Source organism: Rhodococcus globerulus (genome assembly GCF_019334125.1).
Classification (GTDB): Bacteria; Actinomycetota; Actinomycetes; order Mycobacteriales; family Mycobacteriaceae; genus Rhodococcus_F; species Rhodococcus_F globerula.
In genome coordinates this window covers 5,908,207-5,932,798 of the sequence record NZ_CP079698.1, presented here as the reverse complement: position 1 = coordinate 5,932,798, position 24,592 = coordinate 5,908,207, and the positions used below count along the sequence as shown (strand labels likewise).

At 62.6% G+C, this 24,592-nt stretch carries 25 protein-coding genes; 11 read left to right on the top strand and 14 right to left on the bottom strand.

What is annotated here, in order from left to right; genetic code table 11:
- Positions 1-98 precede the first annotated feature (98 nt).
- From KYT97_RS27095 to KYT97_RS27085, 3 genes are read left to right on the top strand one after another with little or no spacing between them, the layout of a single operon-like run.
- On the top strand, positions 99-1,208 hold the full coding sequence (locus KYT97_RS27095) for a Re/Si-specific NAD(P)(+) transhydrogenase subunit alpha (protein WP_045071404.1): 1,110 nt from the start codon (positions 99-101) through the stop codon (positions 1,206-1,208).
- Positions 1,208-1,531 carry an NAD(P) transhydrogenase subunit alpha part 2 gene (locus KYT97_RS27090; protein WP_033236042.1) on the top strand — a complete coding sequence of 108 codons (324 nt, stop codon included), beginning with the start codon at positions 1,208-1,210 and terminating at the stop codon, positions 1,529-1,531. The genes KYT97_RS27095 and KYT97_RS27090 overlap by 1 nt, the downstream gene beginning before the upstream one ends.
- Complete coding sequence (locus tag KYT97_RS27085) at positions 1,531-2,961, top strand: NAD(P)(+) transhydrogenase (Re/Si-specific) subunit beta (RefSeq protein ID WP_033236043.1); 1,431 nt, start codon at positions 1,531-1,533, stop codon at positions 2,959-2,961. Before KYT97_RS27090 ends, KYT97_RS27085 begins: the two co-directional genes overlap by 1 nt.
- A 58-nt stretch (positions 2,962-3,019) precedes the next feature.
- Here the strand turns inward: KYT97_RS27085 and KYT97_RS27080 are convergent, their stop codons facing one another.
- The 5 genes from KYT97_RS27080 to pdhA all read right to left on the bottom strand — a co-directional run bounded on the left by KYT97_RS27080 (position 3,020) and on the right by pdhA (position 7,991).
- On the bottom strand, positions 3,020-3,658 hold the full coding sequence (locus KYT97_RS27080) for a hypothetical protein (protein WP_219111159.1): 639 nt from the start codon (positions 3,656-3,658) through the stop codon (positions 3,020-3,022).
- A gap of 40 nt (positions 3,659-3,698) precedes the next feature.
- Positions 3,699-4,799 (bottom strand): MFS transporter, encoded by a 1,101-nt coding sequence (locus tag KYT97_RS27075; protein WP_245006186.1) that lies wholly within the window; start codon positions 4,797-4,799, stop codon positions 3,699-3,701.
- A 113-nt stretch (positions 4,800-4,912) separates the two neighbouring features.
- Positions 4,913-5,926, bottom strand: coding sequence for a dihydrolipoamide acetyltransferase family protein (locus tag KYT97_RS27070; protein ID WP_219111157.1), 1,014 nt, complete (start codon positions 5,924-5,926; stop codon positions 4,913-4,915).
- Complete coding sequence (locus KYT97_RS27065; protein WP_095888617.1) at positions 5,923-6,900, bottom strand: alpha-ketoacid dehydrogenase subunit beta; 978 nt, start codon at positions 6,898-6,900, stop codon at positions 5,923-5,925. The genes KYT97_RS27070 and KYT97_RS27065 overlap by 4 nt, the downstream gene beginning before the upstream one ends.
- Positions 6,897-7,991: a pyruvate dehydrogenase (acetyl-transferring) E1 component subunit alpha gene (gene pdhA / locus KYT97_RS27060; RefSeq protein ID WP_219111154.1), complete on the bottom strand. Its 1,095-nt coding sequence runs from the start codon at positions 7,989-7,991 to the stop codon at positions 6,897-6,899. The genes KYT97_RS27065 and pdhA overlap by 4 nt, the downstream gene beginning before the upstream one ends.
- A gap of 233 nt (positions 7,992-8,224) precedes the next feature.
- On the opposite strand from pdhA, the gene KYT97_RS27055 reads away from it, so the two are divergent.
- A complete protein-coding gene (locus tag KYT97_RS27055) occupies positions 8,225-9,253 on the top strand; it encodes a phosphotransferase family protein (RefSeq protein ID WP_219111151.1) in 1,029 nt (342 codons plus the stop codon).
- Here the strand turns inward: KYT97_RS27055 and KYT97_RS27050 are convergent.
- From KYT97_RS27050 to KYT97_RS27040, 3 genes are read right to left on the bottom strand one after another with little or no spacing between them, the layout of a single operon-like run.
- On the bottom strand, positions 9,250-9,714 hold the full coding sequence (locus KYT97_RS27050; protein ID WP_116104313.1) for an acyl-CoA thioesterase: 465 nt from the start codon (positions 9,712-9,714) through the stop codon (positions 9,250-9,252). The two genes, KYT97_RS27055 and KYT97_RS27050, sit on opposite strands and share 4 nt — an antisense overlap.
- Positions 9,711-10,934: a benzoate/H(+) symporter BenE family transporter gene (locus KYT97_RS27045; RefSeq protein ID WP_116104312.1), complete on the bottom strand. Its 1,224-nt coding sequence runs from the start codon at positions 10,932-10,934 to the stop codon at positions 9,711-9,713. The genes KYT97_RS27050 and KYT97_RS27045 overlap by 4 nt, the downstream gene beginning before the upstream one ends.
- 36 nt (positions 10,935-10,970) lie before the next feature.
- Positions 10,971-11,444 carry an Lrp/AsnC family transcriptional regulator gene (locus KYT97_RS27040; protein ID WP_045071385.1) on the bottom strand — a complete coding sequence of 158 codons (474 nt, stop codon included), beginning with the start codon at positions 11,442-11,444 and terminating at the stop codon, positions 10,971-10,973.
- A 102-nt stretch (positions 11,445-11,546) separates the two neighbouring features.
- Here KYT97_RS27040 and KYT97_RS27035 point away from each other — a divergent pair, with 102 nt between their 5' ends.
- Together KYT97_RS27035 and KYT97_RS27030 are read left to right on the top strand one after the other, a co-directional pair.
- Positions 11,547-12,170, top strand: coding sequence for a LysE family translocator (locus tag KYT97_RS27035; RefSeq protein WP_116104311.1), 624 nt, complete (start codon positions 11,547-11,549; stop codon positions 12,168-12,170).
- Between the two features lie 24 nt (positions 12,171-12,194).
- Positions 12,195-13,031 (top strand): sulfurtransferase, encoded by an 837-nt coding sequence (locus KYT97_RS27030; RefSeq protein WP_116104370.1) that lies wholly within the window; start codon positions 12,195-12,197, stop codon positions 13,029-13,031.
- A gap of 3 nt (positions 13,032-13,034) precedes the next feature.
- Here KYT97_RS27030 and KYT97_RS27025 read toward each other — a convergent pair whose 3' ends face one another.
- Positions 13,035-13,496 carry a DUF6328 family protein gene (locus tag KYT97_RS27025; RefSeq protein WP_033236054.1) on the bottom strand — a complete coding sequence of 154 codons (462 nt, stop codon included), beginning with the start codon at positions 13,494-13,496 and terminating at the stop codon, positions 13,035-13,037.
- Between the two features lie 13 nt (positions 13,497-13,509).
- Positions 13,510-14,328: a shikimate 5-dehydrogenase gene (locus KYT97_RS27020; RefSeq protein WP_116104369.1), complete on the bottom strand. Its 819-nt coding sequence runs from the start codon at positions 14,326-14,328 to the stop codon at positions 13,510-13,512.
- A 129-nt stretch (positions 14,329-14,457) separates the two neighbouring features.
- Here KYT97_RS27020 and KYT97_RS27015 point away from each other — a divergent pair, with 129 nt between their 5' ends.
- Positions 14,458-16,029, top strand: a complete 1,572-nt coding sequence (locus KYT97_RS27015; protein ID WP_116104310.1) for a molybdopterin-dependent oxidoreductase — start codon at positions 14,458-14,460, stop codon at positions 16,027-16,029.
- A 1-nt stretch (position 16,030) separates the two neighbouring features.
- Here the strand turns inward: KYT97_RS27015 and KYT97_RS27010 are convergent, their stop codons facing one another.
- Positions 16,031-16,729, bottom strand: a complete 699-nt coding sequence (locus KYT97_RS27010) for an HNH endonuclease family protein (protein WP_116104309.1) — start codon at positions 16,727-16,729, stop codon at positions 16,031-16,033.
- A gap of 38 nt (positions 16,730-16,767) precedes the next feature.
- The gene (locus KYT97_RS27005; protein ID WP_219111149.1) at positions 16,768-17,724 is read right to left on the bottom strand and encodes an NADP-dependent oxidoreductase; all 957 of its coding nucleotides are present in this window, start codon (positions 17,722-17,724) and stop codon (positions 16,768-16,770) included.
- Positions 17,725-17,764: 40 nt separating this feature from the next.
- Here KYT97_RS27005 and KYT97_RS27000 point away from each other — a divergent pair, with 40 nt between their 5' ends.
- The 3 genes from KYT97_RS27000 (at position 17,765) to KYT97_RS26990 (ending at position 22,202) form a co-directional block, all read left to right on the top strand.
- A complete protein-coding gene (locus KYT97_RS27000) occupies positions 17,765-20,581 on the top strand; it encodes a DEAD/DEAH box helicase (RefSeq protein ID WP_219111146.1) in 2,817 nt (938 codons plus the stop codon).
- Positions 20,578-21,348, top strand: a complete 771-nt coding sequence (locus tag KYT97_RS26995; protein WP_033236059.1) for an SWIM zinc finger family protein — start codon at positions 20,578-20,580, stop codon at positions 21,346-21,348. The genes KYT97_RS27000 and KYT97_RS26995 overlap by 4 nt, the downstream gene beginning before the upstream one ends.
- Before the next feature lie 107 nt (positions 21,349-21,455).
- Positions 21,456-22,202, top strand: coding sequence for a GntR family transcriptional regulator (locus KYT97_RS26990; protein ID WP_045071374.1), 747 nt, complete (start codon positions 21,456-21,458; stop codon positions 22,200-22,202).
- A 61-nt stretch (positions 22,203-22,263) separates the two neighbouring features.
- Here the strand turns inward: KYT97_RS26990 and KYT97_RS26985 are convergent, their stop codons facing one another.
- Both KYT97_RS26985 and KYT97_RS26980 read right to left on the bottom strand, forming a co-directional pair.
- Entirely contained in the window at positions 22,264-22,725 is a 462-nt protein-coding gene (locus KYT97_RS26985) for a PTS sugar transporter subunit IIA (RefSeq protein WP_141486619.1), read from the bottom strand.
- A complete protein-coding gene (locus tag KYT97_RS26980) occupies positions 22,722-22,952 on the bottom strand; it encodes a PTS sugar transporter subunit IIB (RefSeq protein ID WP_092807539.1) in 231 nt (76 codons plus the stop codon). Before KYT97_RS26980 ends, KYT97_RS26985 begins: the two co-directional genes overlap by 4 nt.
- A gap of 295 nt (positions 22,953-23,247) precedes the next feature.
- Here KYT97_RS26980 and KYT97_RS26975 point away from each other — a divergent pair, with 295 nt between their 5' ends.
- Positions 23,248-24,591, top strand: a complete 1,344-nt coding sequence (locus tag KYT97_RS26975) for a PTS transporter subunit EIIC (RefSeq protein ID WP_033236061.1) — start codon at positions 23,248-23,250, stop codon at positions 24,589-24,591.
- Position 24,592 lies beyond the last annotated feature (1 nt).

Genomic DNA, 24,592 nt, shown 5'->3' with positions numbered 1-24,592 from the left:
CACCATTCACCCAAAAGCGGGTCATCTTCCGCTCATCCCATGTTGGCCGCCGCTCATCGCAGCAGGCGAACCACCAACCGCAGAAGGTAATGGAACAAATGGAAACATCGAAGAGCGCACAAGTGCGTCCGTCGGTCGGCGTCCCTCGGGAGTCGAGTGACGGTGAGCGTCGGGTCGCGTTGGTGCCGAAGATCGTCGCGGCTCTGATCGGTAAGGGCGTCGACGTTGTTGTCGAGTCCGGTGCCGGTCTTGGTGCGTTGATCCCGGACGAGCTGTACACCGCTGCCGGCGCGAAGATCGGCGATCCGTGGACCGCCGATGTTGTCGTCAAGGTCGCGCCGCCGTCGTCGGACGAGATCGGCAAGATCAGCTCCGGCGCCAAGTTGATCGGGTTCCTGAACCCGCGCAACGCGGACAACCGCATCGCCGAGCTCAAGGCTGCCGGGATCGAGGGATATGCGGTGGAAGCCATTCCGCGTATTTCTCGTGCCCAGGTGATGGACGCTTTGTCCTCGCAGGCAAACGTGTCCGGCTACAAGGCTGTGTTGCTGGCGGCGTCGGAGTCGACGCGATTCTTCCCGATGCTCACCACGGCCGCCGGTACGGTCAAGCCCGCGACGGTGCTTGTTCTCGGTGTCGGTGTTGCCGGTCTGCAGGCACTGGCCACGGCGAAGCGTCTCGGTGGCCGCGCCACCGGCTACGACGTGCGACCTGAGGTAGCCGATCAGGTGCGCTCGGTGGGCGCTCAGTGGCTCGATCTCGGTATCGACGCAGCCGGTGAGGGCGGATACGCCCGTGAGCTCACCGACGACGAGCGCGCGAAGCAGCAGCAGGCTCTCGAAGACGCCATCAAGGGATTCGACGTTGTGATCACCACGGCGTTGGTTCCGGGTCGTCCCGCTCCGCGTCTTGTGACCGCGGCCGCTGTGGAGGGTATGAAGCCCGGCAGTGTTGTCGTGGACCTTGCCGGTGAGACGGGTGGAAACTGCGAGTTGACCGAGCCGGGTCAGACCGTCGTCAAGCACGGCGTCACGATTTGCTCGCCGCTGAATTTGCCGGCGTCGATGCCCGAGCATGCCTCGGAGCTGTACTCGAAGAACATTTCCGCGCTGATCGAACTGATGTTGGTGGAAGGCGCACTCGCGCCCGATTTCTCCGACGAGGTTCTGGCCGGTGCGTGCGTCACCCGTGAAGAGAAGGGCGCCTGATGTACACATCGTTGTTGTCGAATATCGCGATCCTGGTGTTGTCCGGGTTCGTCGGTTTCGCGGTGATCTCGAAGGTCCCGAACACTCTGCACACGCCGCTGATGTCGGGTACCAACGCCATCCACGGCATCGTCGTTCTCGGCGCGCTCGTGGTTTTGGGCAAGGTGCACGATCCGTCCATCGGGTTGCAGATCATCTTGTTTGTCGCACTTGTCTTCGGAACGGTCAACGTTGTCGGTGGCTTTGTGGTCACGGACCGCATGCTGGCGATGTTCAAGGCCAAGCCCGCCGCCAAGACTGTTTCGAAGGATGGTGACCAGTAATGGAATACCTGGTCAATGGTTTGTACATTGTCGCGTTCTCGATGTTCATCTACGGTCTCATGGGTCTTACCGGCCCGAAGACCGCGGTGCGCGGCAACCAGATCGCGGCTGTCGGCATGCTCATCGCCGTCATCGCGACGCTGATCTCCATCCGTGACACGGAGATGGGGAACTGGATCCTCATCGCAGCCGGTCTGATCATCGGCGTTGTGCTCGGTGTTCCGCCGGCGCTGCGCACGAAGATGACGGCCATGCCGCAGTTGGTGGCACTGTTCAACGGTGTCGGCGGCGGTACCGTCGCGTTGATCGCGTACGCAGAATTCCTCGACTCCGACGGTTTCACCGCGTTCCAGCACGGTGAGTCCCCGACGGTGCACATCGTCATCGCATCTCTCTTTGCTGCGGTGATCGGTTCGATCTCCTTCTGGGGCAGCGTGATCGCGTTCCTGAAGTTGCAGGAAACCCTGCCGGGTCGTCCGATCGGCATCGGCAAGTTGCAGCAACCCCTCAACGCTCTGCTGCTCATCGCCGCTGTTGCGTTCTCGGTGATCATCGGTATCAAGGCGATCTCCCCGGAAGGCCCGACCAGTTCCCTCTGGATCGTCGGTGTCCTCGTGCTCTCGGGCATCCTCGGGCTGATGGTGGTGCTGCCTATCGGCGGCGCCGACATGCCCGTCGTGATCTCGCTGCTCAACGCCCTCACCGGTTTGTCGGCTGCTGCAGCAGGTTTGGCGCTCGACAACCAGGCCATGATCGTGGCCGGCATGATCGTCGGCGCGTCGGGCACCATCTTGACCAACCTCATGGCGAAGGCCATGAACCGTTCCATCCCGGCTATTGTTGCCGGCGGCTTCGGTGGCGGCGGCGGAGAAGCCGCATCCTCCGACGGTGTCGTGCGCACCGCGAAGGCGACCTCCGCGGCCGATGCTGCTATCCAGATGGCGTACGCCAATCAGGTGATCGTGGTTCCCGGTTACGGTTTGGCCGTGGCGCAGGCTCAGCACGCCGTCAAGGACATGGCGAAGTTGCTCGAGTCGAAGGGCGTCGAGGTCAAGTACGCCATTCACCCCGTTGCCGGTCGTATGCCCGGTCACATGAATGTTCTTCTCGCCGAGGCAGATGTCTCGTACGACGCGATGAAGGAAATGGACGACATCAACGACGAGTTCTCCCGCACCGACGTCACGTTGGTGATCGGCGCGAACGATGTCACCAACCCGTCGGCACGTAATGATCCGAACTCGCCGATTCACGGGATGCCGATCCTGAACGTGGATCAGTCGAAGTCCGTCATCGTGCTCAAGCGTTCGATGAACTCGGGCTTCGCCGGTATCGACAACCCGCTGTTCTTCGCCGAGGGCACTTCGATGCTCTTCGGTGACGCGAAGAAGTCCGTCGCCGAGGTCACGGAAGAACTCAAGGCTCTGTAAGTTTTTCTGCTGCAGCAAAGGGCGCCTACTCACGAGGGTGAGTAGGCGCCCTTTCGGTTTACAGGTGGATGCGCCGATCGCGGGAGAACGCGATGGCTGCCGTATCAGGTCGTGCTGCTTCACGTTTCGCGGCGACCGGCGAGTGCTCCATCAGAATGGCTGCCACACAACCCCAGGCCGCTGCGATCAGGAGTCCGGCAACCACACCAAAGATTCCGCTCATCTCGGTGGCGACCACACTGACCGCGACCACGGCAACTCCTGAGATGCCCAGTCCGACAATGACGGGTCGCCACCGCGGCGCAGAGATCAGAACCGCCGAACCGTACAACGCTGCTGCGGCAACAACATGCCCGCTGGGAAGCAAGGCCGTCGGCGCATCCGTGAGCCATGAACCCAGCGCAGCACTGGTCAGATTTGCGCCCACCCCAAGCATGAGTATGGCGCCGATACCGTACGGCAATGTGCGGATCATCGATACTGCGGCGAGGGCGGCGGTGGCCGTCAATACCGCAGTGACGTCCACGACGCGGACGATCTGATCGGCAACGGATCTCAACGATTCCGGAACAGTGACCGTCGGTGAATCAGGTCGGAGAAAGTACAAAATACCGAGCGCTGCGGCACAGAATGCGGCAAGGGCGAGCAAGCGGGTTGTGGCGGACGGGGAGTGGGGGGCGGAGGTCGAGACGGTCACATGTCCAGCATCCCTGCTTTGTCTGTGACAAGCGTGAGGATCAGCTGTGATCTCGGTGGGTGGTCGAAGAATCGCGACGAACGACACCGGCGGACAGTGCTGCGACCAGCACACAGAGAAGTGGGATGAGCATCGCTGTGGTGAGTGGCACAATCTGCGTCGCCCACCCGATCGTCGCGGGGCCGGCGAGAAACCCGATGTAGCCCAAACCCACAACCCGAGACATGTTGGTACCAGCTGATCCTGAGCCCAGGTTGCCGGCGGTCGTGAAGATCTGGGGGATGCAGCCGGACAGTCCCGCGCCGAAGAGCGCCCAGCCGAAGAGCGTGAGCGGAAGCCACCCGGAAAGAACGACAGTCAACATTCCCACCGAAGCGATCATGGCGCCGTAGCGAACAACCGCGACGGGGCCGAGGGCGGCGCTGATGCGATCCGCGGTGAATCGGCCGACTGTCATCATCGCGGAGAAAGCTCCGAAGGACAGGGCCGCAACGGCATTCGAGACGCCAAGATCTTCCTTGACTTGCAGTGCACTCCAATCGTTTGCCACACCTTCGGCGAGCATGAGTACAAACGCCAGCGCGCCCAGCGCAAGCACCTTGGCAGAGAAGTGGCCGTGCGGTTGTTCCGTTGCGACGTCGTCGGCGTGGTGCAGGGCGCGGGGCAGCAGTGGCCGGGAGCAGATTGTGACGGCACCAAAGCCGACCAGTGATGCGGCGGTCAGCGTCACGGAGGGTGCAAGGCCGAGTGCCAGAGTGCCCGCTCCGATGACCGAACCCACCACTCCGCCAACAGAGAACATGCCATGGAACGCGGACATGATCGGCCGCCGGTACAACTGTTCGGCCTCGACGGCTTGGGAATTCATCGAGACATCCAAGGCGCCGTTGGCAAAACCGAAAGCCACCAGTGCAGCGCCCAATTGCCACGCGTTGGTGGCAAATCCCGGACCGAGCACGGCGGCGGACAGGCCGGTTCCCGCCAGGATTACCATCCTTCGGCTCCCGTAGCGGTCGGCGAGCGGGCCACTGAGTTGCATGCCGGCAATGGCGCCCACGGCAAGCAGGAGAAGCAGAGACCCCAGCGTGGAGTGGCTGATGCCGACGCGGTGCTCGATCGACGGGATGTGCACCACCCACATCGCGAGCAGGAAGCCGTTGATACCGAAGATGCCGAAAATGCCGGCGCGTGCACGAATCAGAGTGGGAGAGGGGGCGATGCTCACCGTGACAGTCTGCCAGGACTGAGGTTGCGTCACAGATGGGCGAGAAGGACCGCCGGGTCGGCGAGCATCGACGCCACGAGCGTGAGGAACTGAGACGCCTGTTGTCCGTCGAGGGCGCGATGGTCGAATGTCAACGAGAGGGTCGCAACCTGTCGAATGACAATCTGCCCGCCGCGAACCCACGGTCGCTCGTTCACGCTACCCAGAGCGAGGATGGCTGCCTCGCCCGGATTGAGGAGTGCAACACCACCGTCGACGCCGAAGACCCCGACATTGGTGATCGTGACCGTGCCGCCGGTGAGATGCTCGACGTCGGTTCGGCCGGCGCGGGCCATCGAGGTCAGTTCGGTGATGTGGCGCGCAATCTCTCGCAGTGTCAGGCTGCCTGCGTCTTTGATGTTGGGAACCAGGAGTCCGCGGTCCGACGCCACGGCAATCCCCAGATTGATCCGTGGATGCACAACACTGCGTGCGGCCGCCTCGTCCCACGTCGCATTGATACTCGGGTGCGACGCGATGGCAGTCACCAGAGATTTCGCGGCAAGAGTCAACGGCGTGACCGAGCAGTTCTCGAAGTCTGCGGATGTGCGCAGTGTGTCTAATAGTTCCATCGACGCGGTGACGTCGATCGTGACGAATACCGTTGCCTGGGGTGCGCGGGCGCTGCCGGTCATCGCCCGTGCCATCTCTCTGTGCTGCGCGGGTGCGGGCGGGACTCGCTTGCGCCGGCGGCTTGCATGAGCCGTCTGCGGCCCGTAGCCGACCAGGACAGGCGGAGTCGACGTACTCGCACCAGCCGAGTCCGTACTCTCGATGCGAATGATCGCCGCCCCCACTGGCACGGACTCGCCGGGTTCGGCAAGAAGTTCGGTGACAACTCCGGCGTACGGCGACGGAAGTTCGACTTGTGCCTTGGCGGTTTCGACGTCGGCAATCACCTGATCGATGCGCACGTGTTCGCCGACATCAACGTGCCACGACACCAATTCGGCGCTTGTGAGACCCTCACCGAGATCGGGAAGTCGGAACTCCGCGGTAGTCATGCGGCCAGCACTTCATCGAGTGCGTCGAGGATTCGATCCGCGTCCGGTAGGTGGAACTGTTCGAGTTTGGCTGGGGGATAGGGGATGTCGAAACCCGTCACGCGTCGCACAGGAGCCTTGAGGTCGTAGAAGCACTCGTATGCGGCATGCGCGGCGATTTCGGCGCCCATCCCGAGAAACATCGGTGCCTCGTGGACGATGACAAGCCGCCCGGTCCGTCGTACCGACTTGTCGAGCGTGTCGAAGTCGATCGGGGAGAGCGATCGAAGGTCGATCACTTCGAGGTGATGGCCTTCGTCCTCGGCGATTTCCGCTGCTTCCAAGGCTGTAGCCACCATAGATCCGTAGGCAACAACAGTGGCATCGCTGCCGGGGCGGATTACCCGCGCACTGTGCAGTGGCAGTGGCGGTTCCGCGCTCAGATCCACCTCAGCCGAGTCCCAGTAGCGCCGCTTCGGTTCGAGGAATACCACCGGATCGTCGGACTCGACGGCTTGCCGGATCATGTGGAACCCGTCGGCCGGATTGCTCGGGTACACCACCCTCAGCCCCGCAGTGTGGGCGAAGTAGGCCTCCGGTGATTCCGAATGATGTTCCACGGCACCGATTCCGCCGCCGCTGGGGATGCGAATCGTGATGGGTGCGCGCACCCGACCCTGGGTGCGGTAGTGGATCTTCGCGACTTGCGAGACGATCTGGTCGAAGGCCGGGTAGACAAATCCGTCGAACTGTATTTCGCACACCGGCCGGTAGCCGCGCAGCGCCAGGCCGAAAGCGGTTCCCACGATGCCGGATTCGGCGAGTGGCATGTCGATGACTCGGTTCTCGCCAAAATCCTTCTGCAGTGCATCGGTGACCCGGAAAACGCCGCCGAGCCGGCCGACGTCCTCGCCGAGGATCACGACATGGTGGTCACTCTCGAGTGCGCGTCGTAGCCCGGTGTTGAGGGCGGTCACCAGATTGACGAGCGTCATGACACGACCTCCTGATTGTCGAAACTTGCCAGATACTCCTGGTGCTGCGCACGTTCGTGATCGATCAACGGATGGGGTCCGGTGTAGACGTGATCGAACAGTGCCGAGGGCGGTGGATCAGGAAAGCCGATTGTGTTGCGTCGTAGAACGGAAGCGACTTCGTCGGCAGCCGAGGCAATCTCGGTGGCTACCTTGTCATCGAGAAGTCCGCGCGAGGTGAGAAACAACCGCATCCGCTCGATCGGATCGCGGGCCCGCCACTGCGCCATGTCCGTGTCGGAGCGGTACCTCGATGGATCGTCGGAGGTGGTGTGTGGACCCATGCGGCAGGTGATCGCTTCGATGAACGTCGGCCCGCTTCCCTCACGGGCGTGGGCCAGCGCCTTTCGAGTGACTGCCAAGACGGCGAGTACGTCATTTCCGTCAACGCGATACGACGGAATGCCGTAGCCTTCGGCGCGGTGTGAGATCGGTGTGCGGGACTGCAGTGAGACCGGTTCGCTGATGGCCCACTGATTGTTCTGACAGAAGAAGACAACGCCGGCGCGGAAGCTGGCGGCAAATCCCAGTGCTTCGGCGATATCGCCCTGGCTGGTGGCGCCGTCACCAAAATAGGCGATGGTGGCGATTTCTGCGCCGTCGAGGTGAGCACCCAGTGCGTAGCCTGTTGCGTGAAGTCCCTGGGACCCGACAACGATTGCCGGGTTGGTCACATTGAATTCTTCTGGGTCCCAGGCAGAATGGGCGCAACCGCGCCACAAGACCGTCAGCGCGTGGGGCGGAACTCCGCGGCAGTAGGCGACGGCGTGCTCACGATAGGAGGTGAAGGCAAAATCGTCAGGCTTCAGAGCGCGTGCTGATCCGACCTGCGCGGCTTCCTGGCCCAAGAGCGGTGCCCATAAACCGATTTCGCCTTGGCGTTGAAGTGTTACCGCGGTGGTGTCGATTCGGCGACTGATCACGAGGTCGCGGTACAACGACAGGTAATCGTCTCGATCCAGGTTTGCGATCAGACGGTCGTATTCCGGTCGGCACACCCGCGCGCCGTCCGGTTGAATGAGTTGGACTGGATAATCGAGGTTGTCGATCATCGTGAGTTCACCTCGGTTTCTGCTCCTGCCCGACGCGCCTTGTGGGCGATTCGAGCAATCCCGATGCGATATTCAGTTTTTCGGTGCTGTACTTCCAGCATCCCCCTCGACGCAGAATCCGCAAGTACTTGCGGGTTTCGAAGAGGGACAGACCGTCACAGTTTCCGAACCGGTGGGTAACAAAGGTGTCGGAACCACCCGCCGCAACGATTTCTCCGGCTAGCATCGGTGCGGTGAACGCAGTCGGACTGAACGAAGATGCTGTTTCAGGGTGGATCGCCGAGCTGGGCGTCGGCGCCACCACGCCACTGACTTTCGAGAGGATCGGCAACGGTCAATCCAATCTCACGTATGCCGTCACCGATGCCGGCGGTGCACGGTGGGTGCTGCGCAGACCTCCGCTCGGCACCTTGTTGGCCTCGGCGCATGACGTAGTGCGTGAGCACCGAATCCTGTCGTCGCTGCAAGGTACGGCCGTCCCGGTGCCCAAGATCATCGGAATCACCGAGGATCCGGCTGTGACGGATGCGCCGCTGGTTCTCATGAGTTACGTCGACGGGGTTGTCATCGACGGTGTACCGGTTGCGCAGAAATTGACGGTAGAGCAGCGGCGGAATGTCGGGTTGGCGTTGCCCAAGGCTCTCGCCACTATCCACGGCGTAGATCTCGAAGAGACTGGATTGGAAGATCTGGCCAGTCGTAAGCCGTTTGCGGAGCGGCAGCTCAAGAGATGGTCAGCGCAGTGGGAAAAGTCGAAAACCCGAGATATCCCCGACGTGGAGCGGCTCGCGGACATTCTGCACCGAAACATTCCCGAGCAGACCGAAGTCACCCTGGTTCACGGCGATTTCCACCTCAACAACATCATCACCGATCCGGCTCGAGGCCAGGTGCTGGCAGTGGTGGACTGGGAACTGTGCACGCTGGGTGATCCACTGGCGGATCTTGGTGCGCTACTGGCGTATTGGCCCGAAGCGGGCGACAAAGTTGCCGGGCCGTTCATGGCGTCGACGCTCGAAGGTTTCCCCACTCGCGACGAACTGGTCGACGCCTATGTTGCCGCCACCGGTCGCGACGTGTCGGCCGTGGGCTACTGGCACGTGCTGGCGCTGTGGAAGTTGTCGATCATCGCCGAGGGAGTACTGCGCCGCATTCTCGACGACCCACGCAACCGCGCCGAGCACGGCGGTCCGACCTCGACTCTGATCGACGGAGTTGTTGCGCGCGCAGTCGAGACCGCCGAAAAGCTGGGATTGCACTAAGCGGGACTGACCTCACTGGCAACAAGCGAACCGGCCGCGTCTTTGATCGCGGCCGGAATCGCGACCGGTGTGCGAGTGACTGCGTCGACGTAGACGTGGACGAACCGTCCCGTTGCAGCGGCGACCCATCTCCCCGCGGCGTCTTCGTGGAAGATCGCGAGCGCGTACACGATGCTCTTGGTGCCCAACTTTTCGATCGAGATGCCGACCTGCAACTGCTCCGGGAACGTGAGTTCACTCAAGTACCGGCACGATGTCTCCGCAACAACCCCGATGGCCGGCAGCGTGCGGATGTCGACGCCGGTGGCGGACATGAGCCACGCATTCACAGCTGTGTCGAAGTACGAGTAGTAGGTCACGTTGTTGACGTGGCCGTAGTGGTCGTTGTCGTCCCAGCGGGTCGGTACCGGCCAGCGGACGGGAAACTGCTCGATCGAGATGACGGTATCTGCTGCGCTCACGATCTCGACCTTAGCGAGGTCAGTGGACCACTCGTCAGCACGGCCCGGACGATCAACCCGACGAGGAGTGCCCAGAATGCCGATCCGATTCCCAGAACGCTGACGCCGGACGCGGCGATGAGGAACGTGACCACCGCACCTTCACGTTCGGTGGCGTCGCTGAGCGCAGCGGTCAACGACGCTGCCAAGGTTGCCATGAGTGCAAGCCCGGCAACGGTTTCCACTACACCGGCTGGTGCCGCAGCAACAAGAGCTGCGACTGCGGCAGAACCTGCGGCCAGCACCAGGTAGGCCCAACCGGCTGTGCTCGCCGCGATCCACCGCCGCTTCGGATCAGGGTGCGCCGTCGGCGCTGCCGCGAGGGCGGCGCTGATCGCGGCGAGGTTGATGGCGTGCCCGCCGGCGGGGGCTCCGAGAACGGTGCCCAGGCCGGTCACGAGCATGGACGGTCGCCACGGAACCGTGTATCCGAACGATTTCATCACGGCTACACCGGGGATGTTCTGCGACGCCATCGTGACGATGTACAGCGGAATCGCGATTCCGATCAGCGCCTGCCAGGACCACGACGGCATGGTGAGATCGACGCGGGGAATCATCGCACCGACGTCGAGCGTGTTGTTGTCGGTGGTCGTCAGGCTGATGCAGATCACGACGGCTGCGGTCAGAAATGCCAGTGGAACCGCCCACCGTTTGGAGAACCGTTGTGCCGCAAGCCAGACCACGATGACCGGCACTACAGCCAGCGGTGCGTCCCGGACCGCGAATATCGGAGCCAGGCACAGGGGGAGGAGAACCCCGGCGAGCATTGCCTGTGCCAGCGGTGTCGGGATCGCCGCGATGATCTTGCCCAGTGTCGGCCACAGTCCCGTGAGAACAATGGCAATTCCGACAACGACAAATGCGCCGACCGCAGCAGGCCATCCGCCGTGCACCGCGCCGGCGCCGGCCAGCAGTGCCGCACCCGGCGTCGACCAGGCCAGGGTGATCGGAATCTTGTACCGGCGGGAAAGCCACAGCATGCCCAGTGCTTGAGTCACACACAGAACCAACAGACCTGATGCAGCCTCGGTGGCGTTGGCGCCTACAGCGCTGAGGCCGGTGAGGAGTACTGCGAACGAACTGGTGAATCCCACGAGCGCTGTCACGATCCCCGCGCTGATGGGCTGTGCGTTGCTTACCGTCGCTTCCGGTTCGGTCGTAGATGGGGAGTCCGACATAGTCAGTGATTCTGCCCGACGCCGGAGCAACGGTTCTCAGCGATCCGGTCGGATGGGCGCTGTGACCGCTTTGCCGTAGATGAGGTGAGTCTGCGCGTGCCACACTTCCGGATGGGCGGCCAGGTGATCGATCAGCACCCTCTGCAGATGCGCACTGTCCCGCACGGCGACGTGGAGAAAGAAGTCTTCCGGCCCCGAGACATTGAACAGCGCAAGCGTTTCCGGAAGCGCCAGCGCATCGGCAGTGAACCGGTCGACAAGATCGCGGCGGTGGGGACGCAATTGCACGGCGATGATCGCCTGCATCGACCGGCCAACGGCGGCCGGGTCGACAACGGCATGGATTCCGCTGATCGTTCCGTTTGCCCGCAAGCGCCGCACACGTTCGTGGCACGAGGACGTCGCCAGTCCCACTCGGTCGGCCAGAACCTTGTTGGTGATCGACGCATCTTTCTGCAATTCGGCCAAAATCTTCCAGTCCACCGAATCCAGAGGCTCATTCTTCGTCATTCTCCGGATTGTATCCGGATCTGTTTTGAACTATCCGGATCCAGTTGCACACTCCCTCTATGAACGCATGTGTCGAATCCGCTCGGGTGTGAGGCAATTCGGATGAGTACCACTCAGTGGCTAGCTTTTGGCTCCCTGCTTTCCATCGTCTTGTTCACACCTGGCCCGGATTTTGTCCTGATCCTGCGGCATTCCCTGGCAGATCGTCGGACCGGTGCCGTGGTCGCGGCGGGCGTGATCACGGGATTGGTTGTCCATACGGCCGCCGCGTCGCTCGGCCTGTCGGCCCTTGTCGCGACTCGACCGCAACTGCTCTCGGCCCTCACCTATGCCGGCGCGGCATATCTGACCTGGTTGGGGATCTCCGCAATTCGTAGTGCATTCAAAGCTCGAAGTGGTGGCGACACGTTAGTGGCCGCGTCGGAGCCGACCCCGCCGCTGCGGGCATACCGTTACGGGTTCCTGTCCAACCTTCTCAACCCGAAGGCGCTGTTGTTCTTTCTCGGCCTGCTTCCACAGTTTGTCGAACCAGGCGAGGGCGCGGGCCTGCGTACCCTGACGTTGGCCGGCGCCACAGTGGTTGCCGCTGCGCTGTGGTGGGCAGTCGTGGTGGTGCTCGCGGCCGGCGCCGGACGCAAGCTGCGGCGACCTGGCGTCGGAAAGCGCATCGACGTGGTGAGTGGAGTCCTACTTGTCGCGCTTGGTGCTTTCTTCGGTGTTGCTTGAGACGACCGTGCAAGTATGAAGGACATGACTGCACCCGTTCTTGTCGATGTCACCGAACTGGCCTCACTGATCGAGGCCGGCGCCGCGCCGGTCCTGCTCGACGTTCGCTGGGCGCTGGGTGATCCCCACGGCGCCGAGCACTTCCAGTCAGGGCATATTGCCGGAGCGGTATTCGTGGATCTCGACACCGAACTGGCCGCTCCGGCGTCGAGGGAATCGGGGCGTCACCCCTTGCCTGCCATCGAGGACCTGCAGGCCGCGGCACGTCGATGGGGAATCAACGACGGAGATTCGGTAGTCCTGTACGACGCGACGGGGAACACCGCCGCGGCGCGCGGGTGGTGGCTGTTGCGATGGGCCGGACTCGCTGATGTCCGTCTGCTCGACGGTGGGTTGCAAGCCTGGGAAGCGGCCGATTTCCCGGTTGCAGTCGGTGCAGGTTCAGCAATCACCGAGGGCAACGTGACGCTCGACGCCGGACATATGCCGGTTGTCGACATCGACCAGGCGGCCGGGTGGTCGGCGAGCGGTGGTGTCCTTCTCGACGCGCGAGCTGTTGAGCGGTACCGCGGCGAGGTCGAGCCGATCGACCCAGTGGCCGGGCACATTCCCGGTGCGGTCAGTGCACCGACCGGTGAGAACATCGACGGCAATGGAAAGTTTGCCGGCACCGTTGCCTTGCGTGAGCGGTTCTCCGCAGCGGGTGACGGGGACCGCTTTGCCGTGTACTGCGGATCGGGAGTGACTGCGGCGCATCAGATTGCGGCCCTGGCGATAGCGGGCTACGACGCAGCCTTGTTCCCCGGTTCGTGGTCGCAATGGTCCAACGACAGCTCGCGCCCGATAGCCACTGGAGCGTAGTTCTCAGCTGTCGTCTCGTCTGATCAGTGCGGGGACGAAGAACCAGAGCGTGGTGAACATGACGGCGGCGCAGGCGGCCAGAATCTTTGCGCCGACGCCACCCACAGCGATCTCGGCGATCAGGAGCACTGTGCCGGTCATGGACGCCGCGAGAAAACCGGTGCCGCACAAGGCAAATCGGTTGGAGATGGTCAGGATGCGCTGACGGTATCCGCCCCGAAAGAGGACTCGATGCCACACTGCCGGTGCCATCAGTAGGCCGAAGGAAATGGCAACCAGCATGACCGTGACCAAGTGAATGGTTTTGATGTACGTCGATTCGTCCTCGTAGCGCTCGGTGAAGGCCACGGCCAGCAGAAACGCGAACAAGATCTGAACACCGGAGAGAGCGACTCGTAGTTCTTGCAGCAGCTCGTTGAAGTTCCGAGCGAGTTGCACGGGAGGGCTCTCCCCGGTGTCGTTCATAGTGTCGAGTTTGTCACGCCCGCGAGTATTCAGAGGCGCGTTGGATCTGTTCGGCACTGGGGCGGACCCCCGTGTACAGCGCAAACTGCTCGGCAGCCTGGAGTGCGATCACCGAGGCGCCCGTGATCACCGTCTTGCCGAGTTCTTCTGCCAGGAGGATCAGGGGAGTGTTCGCGGGCATGGCCACCACGTCGAAAACGACCTCCGCGCCGCGCACCACGACGTCCGGGAACGACAGCGCATCTGCTTCGGGGCCGCCCGCCATCCCGATCGGAGTGGCGTTGATCAGAACGCCGGGACGCAGATCGTCGAGGTCTTCCCGCCACTGGAATCCGTACTGTGAGGCGAGCGCGTCACCGGCAGACTTGTTGCGCGCCACCACGGTGACGTCGGTGAAACCGGTGTCGCGAACCGCCGCGACGACGGCTTTGGCCATGCCGCCACTGCCGGAGACCGCGACCGAGAGTGATGTGTCGACCTTGTTCTCGCGCAACAGGTTTGCCACAGCCTGGTAGTCGGTGTTGTAGGCGTGCAGGATGCCGTCCTCGTTGACGATGGTGTTGACGGAGTCGATTGCGGACGCGCTGTCGTGCATGACGTCGACATGAGCGATCACCTGCTCCTTGAACGGCATCGACACTCCGCAACCGCGGATGCCCAGTGCGCGGATACCGGCAACCGCTGCGGGAACGTCAGTGGTGGTGAATGCCTTGTAGACGAAGTTGAGGCCCAATTCCTCGTACAGATAGTTGTGGAATCTGGTGCCGATGTTGCTCGGTCGTCCGGATAGCGACATGCACAGAAGTGTGTCCTTGTTGAGGTCGACAGTCATGGCGTCAACTCTAATCCGGGCTACCGTGAACTTCAGGGCCGTGATGAGACCCATCCACGCCGGGATCTGCTCCGAATACGAGGTAACCGATCCCACGCATCACTCGTACCGAGCAGAACCGAGACGCATATGGTCACTGACAGCATCGAGGAACACCCGGCCGCGCAGTCACGGCCGCGTCGCAGGTTTGCAGCCCGTGCCATCTCCGGTGTACTTGCCGTAGCCGTGGTTCTGGGGGTAGGCCAACTGGTCGCCCTGCTGATCAATCCGGACTCCTCGCCGTTCTATGCAGTCGGTTCGACCACGGTGGATCGAACGCCGGCATGGGCACGCGAGTTTGCGATCGAGACCTTCGGGACCAACGACAAACCCGCGCTCTTCATCGGAATGTCGATCCTGATCGCGCTGCTCGGCGCACTAGCGGGCGTACTCGAGCGTCCCCGACGCCCGGTGGGTAGTGCGATCCTGATTGCTCTCGGATTGGTGGGTGTCTATGCGGCCTTGAACCGTCCGACGGCTGACGCGATGTACGCGTTCCCCACGATCGTGGGTGTTGTTGCCGGCGTCGTCACGCTGAGGTTGCTGATCGGGCAACTCGACGTAGCGCCCTCGCCTGGTATTCCCGAGACGTGGCTGCCGCGTCGACAGTTTCTGATGCTGGCCGGGGTTGCCGTTGCCGTCGCTGCGGCGGCCGGTGCTGCCGGAAAGTTCGTGGGGCAGCGCATCGCCGGGGCTTCCGCGAACCGTGCGGACTTCGTCGTTCCGACTGCTGCCTCGGTAGCGCCACCGATACCGGCCGCCGCGAACATCGGTGTTGCCGGTGCGTCGACGTACATCACCCCCAACGACGATTTCTATCGGATCGACACGGCACTTCTTGTCCCGCAGCTCACGACGGACTCGTGGGAACTGCGCATCCACGGCATGGTGGACCGCGAGCTGACTTTGTCGTTCGACGATTTGGTCGCCCGGACGCCGATCGAACGGGTCATCACCTTGACATGCGTGTCCAACGAGGTGGGCGGCAACCTCGCGGGCAACGCCACCTGGATCGGCTACCCGATGAAGGACATCCTCGAGGAAGTGGGCGTGCACCCGGACGCGGACATGCTGCTCTCGACCAGCGTCGACGGATTCACTGTCGGCACCCCGGTTGAAGTGGTGACCGACGGACGCGACGCCATGCTTGCCGTGGCGATGAACGGGGAGCCGCTGCCGTTCGAGCACGGATATCCGGTCCGTCAGGTCGTGCCCGGTCTGTACGGTTTTGTCTCCGCGACAAAGTGGGTCACGGAGTGGGAACTCACCAGGTTCGATCAGGTGGACGCCTATTGGACGCAACGAGGATGGGGTGCGCAGGCGCCGATCAAAACGGCGTCTCGGATCGAAGTGCCGGCGTCCTTGGCGCCCGTGAATGCCGGGCAGATTCAGATGGCGGGAACAGCGTGGGCCCAGCATCGCGGTATCAAGGCGGTGGAGGTTCGTGTCGACAACGGGCCGTGGCAACCCGCAACCCTCGCGCAGGAGTATTCGATCGACACATGGCGTCAGTGGTCGTGGATGTGGGACGCGGCGCCGGGGTTGCACACCGTGCAGGTCCGAGCGATCGATCTGGATGGAAACGTTCAGGTCGAGGAACGGACTCCGCCCATCCCTGGCGGTGCAACGGGCTGGCACACAAGGTCTTTCACGGTGAAGTAGGTCAGCAGCGCGCTTCTTCGAGTTCGCGCAGCGTTGTGTGGTCGGCTCGGCTGATCGGTAGTCCGTAACTCACGGCTACGGCGAGGTACTTCCAGGCGTAATAGCAGTGGTACGCAGGATTAGGTGGGAGCCACTGCGCGGGAGTGCTGTCACCTTTCGACTGATTGTCACTTCCCTTGACTGCCAGCAGGTTCAATTCCGTGTCGTTGGCGAACCGCAGGCGCAGGTCCATCGGCCACGTACTTGCCCCGAAATCCCAAGCCGCGGCCAGGGGATAGACGTGGTCGATCTGGACTGCACTTGCCTGGCTGCGATCGAACACGATTCGATCACCGGAGTACGGATCGGTCATCACACCGGACAGTACGACGCAATCGCGGGTTCCGGGCTTGAACGTTGTTTCCGAAAGGTCCTGAGCCAGAACGTTGTTACGGGTATCGCAGCCGTCGTGACCCATCGGGGCGTCCTGATCGTCGGACCACGCGGGGCCGAAGACACACGCCTGCCCACTCTTGCAGCCGCGCTGATATCCGCCGGGGTGCGGGCGCTGATCGACGACGGATACCCGATTGAGCAAATCCTCGAGCTGAGTGGTGGTGGGGCTGCCCGGCGCAGAACTCTCGTTGCCGATCCAGCCGCAGGACGAAAGCACACAGGCGAGGATCGTGACCACTATCGCCCACGAACCCCTGCGTCCCACCGTGCCCCTCTCGCTTGACCCTCGCACTTGATCGAGATTCAATCACCAGGTTCCGACAGATCGGCTTCGGATGCGTGGTCGAACTCGATTACCACTTTGCCCGCGCTGTGCCCACTCTCCACAGCAGCAAGTGCTGAGCCGGCCTGCTCGAAGGGAAAGCGCTGCCTCACGGCGGGGTCGAGGGAACCATCGGCCACCAACTCCGCGACCGCCGTGAACACCGCGGTGGTGCGCCGACGTTCTACTCCGCTGCCGCCCAGTTCGGTAGCAGCGACGGAATCGGCGATGCTGATAAGCGGGGCGCCCGGACGCCGCAATGAAGCGGCCCTCTGGAGAGTCTCCCCGCCGACCAGATCGAAGACACCGTCGACCCCGCTGGGCGCGAGGGCGGCAACGGCATCTGCCCACAGATCACCGGAGTCCACCCACAGCGATCCGGTTTCCTCGACGGCGTCCTGCTTGGCTGCGCTGGCCACACCGAGCACAGTGACGCCACGCGCTCGGGCCAAGGTGAGCGTGCTGGTCCCGACTCCACCGCCCGCGCCGAGCACCAGCAGCGTGGCGCCGGCCGCGAGGTCTAGATCATGAAGGGCGTCGAACGCGGTTCCGCAGGCAACGGGTATCACGGCGGCGTCGGCCCAGGACGCCGCAGTCGGTTTGCGTGCGGCCTGGGAGGCATTGAGCACGGTTGCCTCGGTATATCCGCCGAATCCTGTTGCGGTGGAGCCGAACACCCCGTCGCCGACGTCGAACTCCGTGACCCGTGGTCCCACGCTGGTGACGACACCTGACACCTCGCGGCCGAGCACTGCCGGCAGTGTCACCGGCACGGTGTCCTTGCGGGTTCCCGCCCGGACCTTCCAGTCCGCCGGATTGACGCCGGCAGCGCGGACGGACACCACAATCTGCCCGGCGCCAGGTGGCGGCAGGGAAACGTCGAAGAACGATTGAGTCTGCGGACCGCCGTACTCGGTGAAACCGTATGCCAGGACCATGACAACAGCCTATGTCGGTAGCACCTGATTGGATGGTCGGATGCTGCATGGACTCTGGTCACCGGGATCGGGGCTCAAACTGTGGGTAGACGGACACGAGGGCGCCGGGGTCGATGATCCCCGCGACCCGGTCAGTGCTGTCCTGCACCGAAAATTCCGTCATCGAGTAAGTATCGCGATGCCTTCCGTGCCGGGTGGGCCGCTGCAGAGTGAGTACGCGGCGGTGGCGCTGGCACCGGGTGATGCCGTTGACCTGCTGCTTCGGATCAAACCTGCGGACGGCCGGGTTGCCGGCGACCTGCATTACCTTGTCCACGTTGTTCGGGGGATCGAGCGTTGGGTGCGGGCAGGGCGGGTTGTTCCCGAACTGGGCCGTGCCGAGGGCAGTTGGTGGCCGCGCTGGCGGCTGCTGATCGACGAGCGTCAGCGCGCGTGGCTGGGTGAGTTGGTTGTTGCGATGCCCCCGGTGCAGCGCGCAGTGGGATCACCTCGAGCTGTTTTGGACGACGTTGTTCTCGAACTGACCGATTCGGTTGTTCGCCGAGTGCTCGGCGAGTCGGTCGACACTCCCACGACCGGGCTGTGGGCGGCATTGGTCCGCGGCGCCGCATTCGACAACGCGGAATTGCGAGTTGCGTCGTCTCTGACGCAATGGCGCGGCACTCTCACCGCACATGAGCCCGACTTGGTCCTGCGGTTGATCGAACCGGAACTGAGCGAGGACGCCGATATCGATGCGGAAGCACTCTGGCGACTGCAAGTGTGCCTTCGGCCGGAAGGTGAAGCCCCCGAACGGATCAGGCTGCACCGTGCCGATGCCGCGCGCCTGCAAGTAGGTAGCCGAAAACTCGAGGAAGCCATCGCCGCCTACCCGCGCTTTCGGGATGTGCCGCGCGACGACGACAGCTTGGACCTTCTACTGCCGACAGCTGTGGTGATGGATCTGGTCGGCCACGGCGCTATCGCCTTGCAGGAGAAGGGAATCACGCTCCTGCTGCCTCGGGCGTGGAGCGTCGTGTCGCCGTCGTTGCGCGTGAAAGTCACCTCGGCATCCTCACCGATCGTTGCCGAGAATCGTACGGTCGGCCTGGATCAGTTGGTGGAATACGACTGGGAGTTGGCGCTCGGAGACAAAGTGCTCACGCCGGAAGAAATGGCGCGCCTGGTCGACGCGAAGTCGGATCTTGTTCGCTTGCGCGGTGAGTGGGTCCAAGCTGACCGGGAGGTGCTTGCCCGGGCCGCTCGTTTTGTCGGCGAGCGCCATGCGAGTGGCGACCGGGCCATCATCGAATTGATCAAAGACCTGATCGCCGACGACCTCAAAGATCTTCCCGTCGAAGAAGTGACGGCAACGGGGTGGGCGTCGGCGCTGCTGAACAATTCGGTCGAACCGGCAGAGGTTCCGGTTCCGGCAGAAGTCAAAGCGGTACTGCGGCCTTATCAGCGGCGAGGACTCAACTGGTTGGCGTACATGAGCGCTCTCGGGTTGGGTGCGGTATTGGCGGACGACATGGGGTTGGGAAAGACGCTCCAACTGTTGGCGCTGCTTGCGCACGAGAAGTCCACGACGCCAACGCTGCTGGTGTGCCCGATGTCGGTGGTCGGCAACTGGCAACGCGAGACGGCGCGGTTTGTTCCGAGCCTACGGGTGTACGTCCATCACGGTTCCGATCGCGCAACGGGTGCGGCGCTCGAGGCCGCAGTACGCAGCCACGATCTGGTGATCACGACCTACGCATTGATGACGCGTGACGTCGCTGCCCTGAAGGATCTCGATTGGCGACGCGTTGTGCTCGACGAGGCCCAGCACATCAAGAATGCCAAGACATCGCAGGCGCGCGCCGCTCGCAGCATCCCAGCGGCACATCGCGTCGCACTGACCGGAACCCCGGTGGAAAACCGGTTGGACGAACTGCGATCCATCCTCGACTTTGCCAACCGTGGTGTGCTCGGTTCGGAACAGATGTTCCGCAAACGCTTTGTCGTGCCGATCGAACGGGAGAAGGACGAACTTGCCGTTTCGCGGCTGCGCGCCGTCACGTCGCCGTTTGTCCTGCGGCGAGTCAAAACCGATCCCGCTGTCATCTCCGATCTTCCGGAAAAACTCGAGATGACGGTCCGCGCAAATCTCAGCGAAGAGCAAGCTGCTCTCTATCGAGCGGTAGTCGACGACATGATGGCCCAGATCAAGGGCACGGAAGGTATGAAGCGCAAAGGCGCAGTGCTCTCCGCTCTCACCAAACTCAAGCAGGTCTGTAACCATCCGGCGCATTTTCTTCGCGACGGATCTGCGGTGATGCGCCGCGGTCAGCATCGTTCCGGCAAACTCGGATTGATCGAAGACATCGTCGAATCGGTGACAGCGGAAGACGAGAAGGTGTTGCTGTTCACGCAGTTCCGCGAGTTCGGGGAACTGGTGGTGCCCTACCTGTCCGAGCGGTTCAGCACGGGGGTCCCGTTCCTGCACGGCGGTGTGTCGAAGGCCGGCCGTGACACCATGGTCGAGGAGTTCCAGAGTGTCGGCGGTCCGCCGATCATGGTGCTCTCGCTCAAAGCCGGCGGAACGGGACTCAATCTGACCGCCGCGAATCACGTTGTCCATATGGATCGGTGGTGGAATCCCGCGGTCGAGAATCAGGCCACCGACCGTGTGTTCCGTATCGGTCAAAATCGAAATGTCCAGGTCCGCAAGATGGTCTGTGTCGGGACATTGGAAGAACGGATCGACACGATGATCGACACGAAGAGCGAATTGGCCGAGCTGGCCGTCGGAACAGGGGAGAACTGGGTGACGGAGATGAGCGTCGAACAGCTCGGTGAATTGCTCCGACTCGGTGACGACGCGGTAGGCGAATGAGTCCGCGTCGTGGAGGTCCCGATTTCAGTGAATACACGGGCGCGCGTAAGCGAGCGGCGCCGATCAAGTCTCGCCCCGCTTTCGGTCGGACGTTCTGGGGCAAGGCATTTGTCCGGGTCATCGAGCAGATCGGTGACAAGGGCCGGGTCTCGCGAGGTCGAACTTTTGCTCGCACAGGTAAGGTCTTGCCGCTCGATATTCGGCCGGGACGCGTGACCGGCGAGGCCTGGGGGACACAGCTCGAACCGTTCACCGCCACTCTCGCAGTCAGCACTCTCGACAACACGGATATCGACGACATCATCACAAAACTCCGCCGGGTCCCAGGCTCATTGGCCTCGCTGGTCTCCGGGGTGGTTCCGGACATGCTCGCCGCGCAACTCCTGCCGGACGGGCCGGGCGCGTTCCAATTCGACTGCACCTGTCCCGACGAGGGATGGCCGTGTAAACATGCTGCGGCCGTGGCCTTCCTGACCGCCGAGCGGATCGATACCGATCCGCTGCAACTTCTGATCCTGCGCGGGGTCGATCTCAGCGATCTGATCGGGGGAGTGGAAGACGAGACCACGATCGCGGTCGACGTAGAAAGCTGGTTCGGGGACTCGTCCCTTCTGCCAGGATTGCCGCGAGTCGAATTCCGGGCTGCGATAGACGATCTGGACGTGAACGCGTTGCGGGCCTCGGTGGCTGCGCTGGGATTGGATGTGGCACAGCAAAACGTCGCGCTCGCCGAACTGCGGGCAATTTACCGGCAATTGGACTCCTGAGCTCAACCACTAGGATCCCGGTGCCTGTTCCAGTATCGTGAGGTGGATAGGTCCGGTAGGGACCTGTCGACGATAGATTCTTTCACTTCACGAAAGGGGCAGCCGCCGTGATGCCCGTACATCTGCGCGACAGCGCTATACCCAAACACGAGCAACTGCGAAACATTTTGCTGCACAAGTGCACCCGCGAGTTGCAGCCGGGTGACCTGATGACCAGTGAGCGAAACCTGATGCAGGATTACGGCGTCAGCCGAATTACGGTTCGTGAGGCGATCGGTCAACTTGTCAACGACGGCTATCTTGTGCGCGTGCGTGGCAAGGGAACCTTTGTCGCTCACCGCCAGGTTCAATCCAAACTGCACCTCGCGTCGTTCACCGAGGAAATGCGAGCCCAGGGACACGTTCCTACCACTGTGGTCCTCGTCAACGAGGAAGACACCGTGCCCGATGCCACGGCGTCGGCGCTCGGAATGGAGCCGGGATCGTTGGGCTACCACGTCAAACGCCTGCGCTTGGCAGACGGTGAACCGGTGAGCGTCGACGACGGTTGGTACAACCCGCAGCAATTGCCCGGGCTCACCGACCTCGACCTGACCGGGTCGATCTACCGTGCGACGGCCGACAAGTACGACAAGCCGATCGACCGCGCGGAACAGACCGTCAGCGCCGACGGTGCAACCATCGAGATCGCCACTCTGCTCGGGACGAAGAAGGGGGCACCCGTTCTGTACTTCGATCGAGTGTCCTTCAGTGAGGGCGCGCCGATCGAGCACACGTGCAGTTGGTACCGCTCCGATCGTTATCAACTGCAGATGGAAGTACAGGGAAACGAACGAGCGGGCACACGCGCCTGATCACAACCCGAACAGCAGGCGGGCGCATCCTCTTTCGAGGGTGCGCCCGCCTCGCTCGTATTCAGGCAGACCAGTCGAACAAGATGTCGCCGGTCTTCACTTCTTCTCCCACAGAAGGGGATTCGACGGTATCGGGTTTGGAGTCCATGACTACAACCGGGCAGATTGCCGAGTAGCCGGTGGTATCGATGAACGCCGGATCGAAGCTGACGACAGGGTCGCCGGCCGCGACGGTGTCACCCTCGGATGCGATGAGCGTGAAGCCCTTGCCTTCGAGCTTGACGGTGTCGATTCCGATGTGAACCAGTACGCCCGTTGCCTTCTCGCCGAAGATGACAAATGCGTGGGGATGGAGTTTGAGGATCTTCCCGGCGATGGGCGCGACAACGGTGAGGTGGCCCTGGTCGCGGGCAGGTTCGAGGGCTACCCCTGATCCGACCATCTGCTGGGCAAAAACCGGGTCGGGAACGTCGGCAAGTGCAAACACACGGCCGGGAAGCGGAGCGAGGACGGAGACGGTCACAGGATGTCCCCGATGTCCTCGGCGAGGATGTCGGCCTCGGGTCCGACGATCACCTGGACGACGGAGCCGGCCTTGAGCACGCCGTGCGCGCCTGCGGCCTTGAGAGCAGCTTCGTCGACCTTGTCGCCGTCCTTGACCTCGGTGCGCAGGCGGGTGATGCACGCTTCGATTTCGACGATGTTCCCGGCGCCGCCGAGGCCCTTGATGATTGCTTCCGCTTTCGACATTGCTGCTCCTGTGTGTGGTCGTATTCGCGTCGGTTGTTGTCGCTGGTGAAGCACTCTGGCTGATAGCGGGACGTGAGTCAACACGTAACTTAAATCACATTCCGGTCTTGACATCTGCGCTTCATCAGGCAAAACTACAACTGGTTATGACCGGACAGTACCCGTTAGCGGTGCAACGCCACAACAGTTTCGGCAAAACGATTTTCCGGCTCCTCGCGGTGGGCGAGGTGTCCACTTCGCGTACCTAAACCAGCAGGCCGACCCGTTGCGGCCCAGCGAGCAGAGAAGGTCAACGATGACGCTCGACGACACTCCCAAGAAGGAATCAACGTTCTTCGCCGGCGTACAACGCCTCGGCCGAAGTTTGATGTTGCCCATTGCCGTTCTCCCGGCAGCCGGCATCCTTCTGCGACTCGGCCAGGACGATCTGCTCGGCCGGTTCAGTCCGCTCGAGAGCGCGGCCACGGTGATTTCCGCTGCCGGTCAAGCCGTGTTCACGTGGCTGCCGCTGATCTTTGCCGTCGGCATTGCGATCGGGTGGGCCAAGAAGGCAGACGGATCCACCGCCCTTGCCGCGGTGGTCGGGTACATAGTGATCGACGGTGTATTCAAGGCCATGTCGCCGATCGTTCTCGAAGGAAAAACCGATCCCAACGGGGATCAGTCGTTGATCAATTACGGCGTACTGGCCGGCATCGTGATGGGTCTACTCTCCGCAATTCTGTGGCAGCGCTTCTATCGAACAAAACTGCCCGACTACCTCGGATTCTTCAACGGCCGACGTTTGGTTCCGATCCTGACCGCCGTTACCGGCCTGCTCGTCGGCGTCCTCATGGCGTTCTTGTACCCGCTGTTCAACTCCGGACTGAACTGGGTCGGTGAAGCAGTTGCCTCGAATACCGTTGTCGGCGGCGGCATCTACGGCGCAGCCAACCGTCTGCTCATCCCGACCGGCCTGCACCACATCCTCAACTCGGCAGTGTGGTTCCTGATCGGCGACTACCAGAACGCCAGCGGTCAGATCATCCGCGGCGACCTCAACCGGTTCTTTGCCGGTGACCCCACCGCCGGGACGTTCATGACCGGATTCTTCCCGATCATGATGTTTGCTCTGCCGGCTGCGGCGTTTGCCATCTGGCGCAATGCCAAGCCCTCTCAGAAGAAGCTTGTCGGCGGCATCATGCTCTCCACCGGCCTCACCGCCTTCCTCACCGGCATCACCGAGCCCCTCGAATACTCGTTCATGTTTGTTGCGTGGCCGCTGTACGTCATCCACGCGCTTCTGACCGGTACGTCGATGGCGTTGGTCAACGCACTGGGAATCCACGACGGATTCACCTTCTCTGCCGGCTTCTTCGACTACGTCCTGAACTTCGGCAAGGCCACCAACGCCTGGATGCTCATCCCGATCGGACTTGCGTACGCGCTCATCTACTACTTCCTCTTCAGCTTTGTCATCAAGAAGTGGAACCTGCGCACGCCAGGCCGCGAAGAAGAAGCCGAAGTTGCGGCAGGTGAGCCTGATGCTGCGCTCCTCGAAGCCGAAATGGCGCTCGCTGCCGAAGGCGACACTCGGACCGACGCACCACTCGTCGCAGAAGTGGAGAAGAAACTCGACAAGGAACTGGAAGGGCGCTGAC

Coding starts and splice junctions, on each gene's coding strand:
- KYT97_RS27020 (WP_116104369.1), bottom strand. CDS start 14,328: ATGACTGTCGACCTCAACAAGGACACACTTCTGTGCATGTCGCTATCC.
- KYT97_RS27015 (WP_116104310.1), top strand. CDS start 14,458: ATGGTCACTGACAGCATCGAGGAACACCCGGCCGCGCAGTCACGGCCG.
- KYT97_RS27005 (WP_219111149.1), bottom strand. CDS start 17,724: ATGGTCCTGGCATACGGTTTCACCGAGTACGGCGGTCCGCAGACTCAA.
- KYT97_RS27040 (WP_045071385.1), bottom strand. CDS start 11,444: ATGACGAAGAATGAGCCTCTGGATTCGGTGGACTGGAAGATTTTGGCC.
- KYT97_RS27000 (WP_219111146.1), top strand. CDS start 17,765: ATGCTGCATGGACTCTGGTCACCGGGATCGGGGCTCAAACTGTGGGTA.
- KYT97_RS27030 (WP_116104370.1), top strand. CDS start 12,195: ATGACTGCACCCGTTCTTGTCGATGTCACCGAACTGGCCTCACTGATC.
- KYT97_RS27025 (WP_033236054.1), bottom strand. CDS start 13,496: ATGAACGACACCGGGGAGAGCCCTCCCGTGCAACTCGCTCGGAACTTC.
- KYT97_RS27090 (WP_033236042.1), top strand. CDS start 1,208: ATGTACACATCGTTGTTGTCGAATATCGCGATCCTGGTGTTGTCCGGG.
- KYT97_RS27085 (WP_033236043.1), top strand. CDS start 1,531: ATGGAATACCTGGTCAATGGTTTGTACATTGTCGCGTTCTCGATGTTC.
- KYT97_RS27070 (WP_219111157.1), bottom strand. CDS start 5,926: ATGACTACCGCGGAGTTCCGACTTCCCGATCTCGGTGAGGGTCTCACA.
- KYT97_RS27065 (WP_095888617.1), bottom strand. CDS start 6,900: ATGACGCTCGTCAATCTGGTGACCGCCCTCAACACCGGGCTACGACGC.
- KYT97_RS27035 (WP_116104311.1), top strand. CDS start 11,547: ATGAGTACCACTCAGTGGCTAGCTTTTGGCTCCCTGCTTTCCATCGTC.
- KYT97_RS26975 (WP_033236061.1), top strand. CDS start 23,248: ATGACGCTCGACGACACTCCCAAGAAGGAATCAACGTTCTTCGCCGGC.
- KYT97_RS27095 (WP_045071404.1), top strand. CDS start 99: ATGGAAACATCGAAGAGCGCACAAGTGCGTCCGTCGGTCGGCGTCCCT.
- KYT97_RS26995 (WP_033236059.1), top strand. CDS start 20,578: ATGAGTCCGCGTCGTGGAGGTCCCGATTTCAGTGAATACACGGGCGCG.
- pdhA (WP_219111154.1), bottom strand. CDS start 7,991: ATGATCGACAACCTCGATTATCCAGTCCAACTCATTCAACCGGACGGC.
- KYT97_RS27075 (WP_245006186.1), bottom strand. CDS start 4,799: ATGTGGGTGGTGCACATCCCGTCGATCGAGCACCGCGTCGGCATCAGC.
- KYT97_RS27045 (WP_116104312.1), bottom strand. CDS start 10,934: ATGTCGGACTCCCCATCTACGACCGAACCGGAAGCGACGGTAAGCAAC.
- KYT97_RS26980 (WP_092807539.1), bottom strand. CDS start 22,952: ATGTCGAAAGCGGAAGCAATCATCAAGGGCCTCGGCGGCGCCGGGAAC.